Genomic DNA, 4888 nt, shown 5'->3' on the forward strand with positions numbered 1-4888 from the left:
TCCTAAACCAGCACTTACATCAATTCATTAATAAATCTGAGTGACCTCCCCCCAATTTTGAATGGCATAATTCGCCTTATACTCCCCTGCAAATGGGCTGGCTGAATAGCGAATTTAACAAGGACATTATTTAGTCAATAGTTCATAAACTATATTCAATATCCACCATATACCCATAATAAAGAAAAATAACCCAACTGGTTTCTTCCTATAAAAGAAAAATAACAATAATCCTAAAACTACTAAGATTGGACCACTTAAATAAACTTGAATATAAGCTTGCATTGGGAGTATATCAGGTATTGACAAGTAATAAGATATAATGGGTATCATGAGTCCCCCGCCCAATATATATATAAACCAAATACCTAATTGTTTGTCTTTTATTTGTTCTTTCATTGGTTAAGTTGTCTTAAAATGTCATTTACTATGTTAAAAAATAGCTTTTCATCAATTTTACCGTGTTCATTTGTAATTTTTGACACGTCAATGTTTCTTATTGTATTTTTATTTTTTTCGCCCTCTTCTTTTTTATTTCTATCGCCTCTAGATCTAATTAATGAAGGAGTAGTTTGATAATAGTTTAGATTTTTTTTAACATTAGATGGTATTGTCCGATCTACCTTGGATGATTCGGGTCCTGCAGCAGCATCAACTGTGACTAAAAGACTTACGTCAAGTTTTGCTTCTTTAAGTCTTTTTGCCAGGTGATTAGCTAAAACCCCACCATAACTATATCCCTGTACTATAATTTGACCACCTTCAACATCTTCTGTCCCTACTTTATTATAATTTGCCAACACAAAATCGTAAGCATATTGAGTTGCCTTATCTAAACTTTTCGGATCATCTAGAGATGTACCCCAATAGTCTGAATGAAAAGCTTGTCCCACTCCACCTTTTTTATCCAAATGGCCTTCTTGAATTTGTTTCAATATCAACGGCGCACCTCCACTATCACCATTACGACTTAAGTCAGCACCACCAAAAACAACAACGACATCTCCGGGATCCTGACCTTTTATATCAACGAACCTGGTAGGATTATTGAATGCATAAGAATAGTTCCCTATTGATTCATATTTTTCTCCGTGTGAATCTGTGACACTCCATCTTCCAATCACCGGATCATAAAATCTTGCCCTGTAATCATACAACTTTTCCTGGTCTTGTTTTTCTTTACCGTTATACTGGTACTTGTTCTCTGTACCGATCAAACTTCTCTGGATGTCCAAGCCAAAGGCATAATAATCTGTTTCCTGGATTTTTCTGGCTAGTCCTCCACTAATATCAAAGTACACTCTTCCGTTACCCAGGTGATCTGCAAGCGTGTATTCGTAAGAGTAACTCGTTGCACTGTTGCGCACCACCCGTCCCTCTGCTGTGGATACAAACTTTAATACGCCACTCTCGTATTGGATGCCCCGAATATACTCATTATTCAAACTAATGGAAGGTACCTGCTTACTCAATTTATTGCCTGTGGCATCATAGGTATAGTTCACCGCTGCTGCACCTGCAGTCATCGTGGAGGGCAAATTTAGATAATTATAAGTGATTGAGGTCAGATTGTTTGTGCTATAGGCAGCATTGCTTCTGGAGCTGATGTTTCCGTTCAGGTCATACGTATAACTTGTTGTTCCTGGCAACTGGAAAGCAGCACTGGTGTTTGTGGTGGTGCTGTCTAACACATTATCCAACCGGTTGCCCGTAGTGTAGGTGTATTTCAACTGATCGACCAATGCTCCTGCCTGTTTCCGCTGTAAGCGGCTAATGTTGCCCATCACATCGTAACCGATCAGTTCGTTGTGGTTCTCGTCACTGATTGCTGAGTTCAAACGGTTGAGCCTGTCATAGATATAGTTGTAATACTTTCCTGTGCCCCACTCCTGACGGCTGATGTTCCCATTGTACTGACTAGTGACACCAGTAAGGATATCTTCGTATTTTAGGTTTTGGGTAAACAAGGGCGCACTCTGGCTTTTTAACCAGCCCCGTGGGTTATAGGCATAGCTAACCGTCTGGGCAAAACTGCTACCAGAATTCGTACTATAGAGCTGTTTATTTGTTAATTGCCCTACCTCATTGTAGTTTTTCCGGCTCAGCAATACCTCTGCATTGGTTGTGGAGATGTTATCTCCTGTCTTTTGATATTTATCCTTCGCACGTCCCCGGTAGTCGTAGGTATAACGGTTGGCCGCATAGAGCTGCTCGGTGCCATTTACATAATGACGACGTGTACTGGTCAATACTTCACCTACAAAACTGTAAGTGTTGGTCACATCGTCATAACTGGTGTTGGAAACTGCCGCTCCTTTATAATGCTGCTGGATACTCCGAACTACCCGGGCTTCATTATCGTAGTAATTCACCGTCCACAGCATTTGGGAAGTGCCCAATACGTTCACCTGGCTGGCCGTAAGCAGCGACTTGGTCATCGAGCTATAAGAAGCTGACTGATTGAATGGGGCCACTGCAGGCAGCCCGGGGATATTATAATCGTCGTAATAATTTAAACTCAGTGTAGCAGAAACATTCGTGGTTGGCCAGCATTGGTTACTGTAACCATTACCTGTCCCTATCCTGTTCTCCCACAATGTGATCGTGGATGGTTGTCCGTCTATTGTCGCTTGCAATGCAGAACGATAGTTATAATTGGGGGTACTGACAGAATAAGTGTAGATCCCGGTTTGAATCACCCGGCCAAAGGCGTCATATTTATTGAACTGCCAGTCTTGAACCGATCTACTTCGCTGAACGGCATCTTGACTAGCCACCACCTGGTCCAGCTTGTTGTACACCATAAACTCCCAGCCCTTGCCTGGGACCTTTTTTTCAATCAGACGTTTTCTTCCATCGTAACGGTACTGATAACAAAAGTTATCCAGGGTAGTCTGTACAGGCACAGCGACTGCATCGGGGCTGGCCCCTGGCGGAAGTACAAAACTCAGGTTCCCCAGATCATCATACACATAATAGGTAGACAGGGTTTCTATAGTTGTTCCGATTAGATTAAAAAAGCGCTTCAATACCACCCGGTCTTCCTTATCCTTATATTCCTCTACAGTACCGACCTTTCCATCGGTAGAGGTCCAGTTCTCGTCTCTACTGATGGAAAGGTGCAATTGGTTTGCCCCATAGTAGCCTGTACCGGACAGCGTCCTTTCATGTTCATGGCCTGCTCCGGCAACCACATCGGCATTATACATCCGTACCGCAAATCCGGTTGTTGAGTAAGCGATAGAGCTGTTGTTACTTCCATAAGCTATAGTGGCGGTTCGTCCGGTGGTCGCAGTACGGCTTGCAGCTGGTTGCCAAACCGAACCCGGAGCCCCTTGTTCAACGACACGGTTTAACGGGCTGGCTTCAAATACTGTTTTTGAAAAAGCAGCACCTGGCATAACAGTTACGCCGGGCGCCCCCCAGCCAACGGGATTGGTGGGATCGGTATAAAAACTAGTCTGTTCTGTGACCGCATTGACTTTATAGCTGCCGTTACTGGCCGCTACCGTACCAGAATAAGGCAGATATTTCTTGTCCTCCCGGCCATAAGTATCATAGGCCATAGGCGTAATTACGTCCCTTAACGTAGGACTCCCTTTTACCTGTATAGCCTGCAAGGGTCTTCCCAACCCATCAAAATACTGAATATCGGCCTGTACTTTGGAAATATCTGAACCGGCAGAAATAACTGCCGCATCAGAAGTGAGCCCGGCCTGGTTTGGCGTATAAGTCAGAACGTAGTTCTGATCCTGGCTCGCCTGGACGGCACTTGGTGCGGCGCCCGTCACAGCAAGATTTAAGGAAAATACATTACTGCTGTTGGTGGTATTAAAGGCCTGGATCTGGTAGTTCGCCGCAGCGGTAATTGTTGCCGGCGTGCCTGAGATGGTACCATTTGCATTGTTGAAACTCAGACCTGCAGGCAGGTTGGGGTAAATGTTGAATGCAGAGGTGGCAATCTTACGGATCATGTTATTGGCATTCTCTGCCAGGTAGAGATTGCCCTGGCTATCAATCGAAATTCCATAAGGACCGTTATAACGGACCACTGATCCGGTACCATTCACTGATCCGGCTGTTGTTGTTCCTGCAAAGCTGGTCACCACGCCGGCCGGGGTGATCTTACGGATCATGTTATTTAAATAATCTACAACATATATATTTCCTGCAAGGTCTACAGCCACACTGTTGACATAGTTAAAACTAGCAGCTGTTCCTGTGCCATTGGCTGAGCCTATCGAGCCACTACCGGCTAAGGTTGATACTACACCGGAACTGATCTTTCTCACCATATGGTTGTAGCGGTCTGCAACATACAGTGCTCCCGCCTGGTCAAACGCAACACCCATGGGTTTATTAAAACTTGCGGAGAGCGCGGCCCCATTGCTGGCACCCTGAGTACCGCTTCCTGCGAAATTACTCACTACACCTGCCGGGGTGATCATCCTGATTTTATTGTTGTAAGAATCGGCAACATAAAGGTTTCCTGAACCATCAAACGCCAATCCTATTGGGTAGTAGAAACTGGCGGCTGTGCCTGTTCCATTGGCAGAGCCTATCGAACCGCTACCCGCAAATGTAGTCACCACGCCTGCCGGGGTAACCTTTCGGATCCTGTGGTTCTGCTGATCAGAGACGAATACATTTCCTGAAGCGTCCACCGCCAAAGCCGCTGGGTGCTGGAAAACGGCGGCTGCCCCCGTACCATCCGCATAACCCCCATAACCTGATCCAGCCAGTGTGGTCACCACTCCAGCGGGGGTAATTTTACGGATCTGATGGTTATCTCCATCTGCGACATAAACATTTCCGGCAGCATCTACTGCCGTATTTAAAGGGTTATAAAAACTGGCAGCGGTACCTGTTCCATTGGATGCCCCAGCAC

The 4888-nt window shown here is 45.0% G+C and carries 2 protein-coding genes; both read right to left on the reverse strand.

Annotated features, from left to right (window positions below):
- Nucleotides 1–126 precede the first annotated feature (126 nt).
- Complete coding sequence (locus DBR11_RS21115; protein WP_108554601.1) at nucleotides 127–399, reverse strand: hypothetical protein; 273 nt, start codon at nucleotides 397–399, stop codon at nucleotides 127–129.
- The coding region (locus DBR11_RS21120) for a DUF6443 domain-containing protein (protein ID WP_108554602.1) at nucleotides 396–4888 on the reverse strand (4493 nt) is incomplete at its 5' end. The genes DBR11_RS21115 and DBR11_RS21120, both read right to left, overlap by 4 nt.

Origin of the sequence: Pedobacter sp. HMWF019 (genome assembly GCF_003061025.1) — a bacterium.
Taxonomy (GTDB): Bacteria; Bacteroidota; Bacteroidia; order Sphingobacteriales; family Sphingobacteriaceae; genus Pedobacter.

Bases quoted from the DNA above. Each gene is read 5' to 3' on its own strand.
- DBR11_RS21115 (WP_108554601.1), bottom strand. From the start codon at position 399: ATGAAAGAACAAATAAAAGACAAACAATTAGGTATTTGGTTTATATAT.